Source organism: Bacillus sp. 196mf (assembly GCF_003217275.1).
GTDB lineage: Bacteria > Bacillota > Bacilli > Bacillales > Bacillaceae_G > Bacillus_A > Bacillus_A thuringiensis_S.
On the sequence record NZ_QJTG01000103.1, the window covers coordinates 1 to 1,455 of the forward strand.

Sequence of the window (1,455 nt, forward strand, 5' to 3'; positions counted from 1 at the left end):
AAAATAGAACCGATGGTAGTTCTTTTGATTAGTAGATTTATATTTATTCCTGAACAAAGAAATATGCTAAAACCTATACCTAATATTAAAAGTGCAGATCCTAAATTTGGTTGTTTAAAGATAAGAAAAAAAATTGTAGCTAAAAAAAATAAAAGTTTTCCGATACCACTCCAGTTATTTTTAGCTTGTTCTTGTCGCAATGCAAAAAAACGGGCTGTTACAAGGATTGTTCCTAATTTAAGAAATTCAGCTGGCTGTATTCCAAAGATCCATGATTGAGCATTATTTACCACTTTTCCTTTCCATAAAACCATAATTAATAAAAAAATCCCCCCAACCATAATACAGATTGAGACTATTCGTTTTTTCCATATTTCATATGGGAGTAAAGCACAAATTATTAATCCTATTGTTCCTAAAAGTAGCTTTGTTAATTGAGAATCAACAAAATGTCTACTGTTATAACCGTAATGTTGGACAGCGACAATGGAGCTTGCACTATACATCATGATAATACCTAAAGTACATGTTATGAATAGAGGAAGGAGCAATAGATAATCGAGTTTTAATATTTTTTTCATTTTAATATCCTCCTGATTTAAAACAAAACATAATATTACATTTGCTAATGAATAGAATCTTGTTCTCGTCAATTACTAAATATGACTTTTGTTTAGGAAGATTCTATCGCTTATTCCCTGTTTTTTACGCAAAAATCCCCCTAGTATGTAACTAGAGGGATTCAAAATGGCATGAGTAAATAAGGCTTTTTTCCCTCTAGTAGAGCTTTGGCACTATACAACGTAAAGTAATGAAAATTCATTACTTAGCTATCTTAAGAAGAGCCTTAATCCGACAATTCCTGTTCTACCCATTGGCGTCTTTCGACATTTTTGGGCAATAGCCTGTGTTTGCATAGGAGCCTCACCTAACAGGTTAAGCAATATAAATTTTATGTGTTTGTTTCGTGTAGCAAGCATAAATATATTTTTTTTGCTTGTCAAGCAACCATATTGCTAATTTTATTTGTTTTATTGCTTTATAGTTCTTTGAGAAATGATATGAAAAAATGTCTGTAATCATTCTGTATAAGTACATATTTTTGACTTGTAGTGTATCGTTTGATTAAGTAGTTTAACCATATAAATTTGATAAACAGTAAAGAAGATTTTAATCATAAAAGAAGATTTTTTTGTGAATGTTCTTTTGATATACAGAATGACTAATTATTCATCTTTTGTTATAAAGTTGGAATTTGATTAAAAACAATAAGTTTCATATGTTTTATTACGTTTCTTCGAATTAAATCTATTTGAATTCTATGTTTTTTAAGGGGAATTTTAAATTTATAATAAAATATAATTTCATTTTCTATAAAAGATTTTTTTATGAATGGAATTGAAAGTCAGTTGACAAATATTAAATTCTGGTTTAAATTTTGAAGTAATTCAATAA

1 protein-coding gene and 1 riboswitch are annotated in these 1,455 nt (G+C 28.2%); the gene reads right to left on the reverse strand.

The window, feature by feature from the left end:
* A partial coding sequence (locus tag ATL10_RS30695) for an FtsW/RodA/SpoVE family cell cycle protein (protein ID WP_142670044.1) occupies positions 1 to 581 on the reverse strand: 581 nt, incomplete at its 3' end.
* Between the two features lie 185 nt (positions 582 to 766).
* A riboswitch (M-box (ykoK) riboswitch) is annotated at positions 767 to 943 on the reverse strand.
* Between the last annotated feature and the right edge of the window lie 512 nt (positions 944 to 1,455).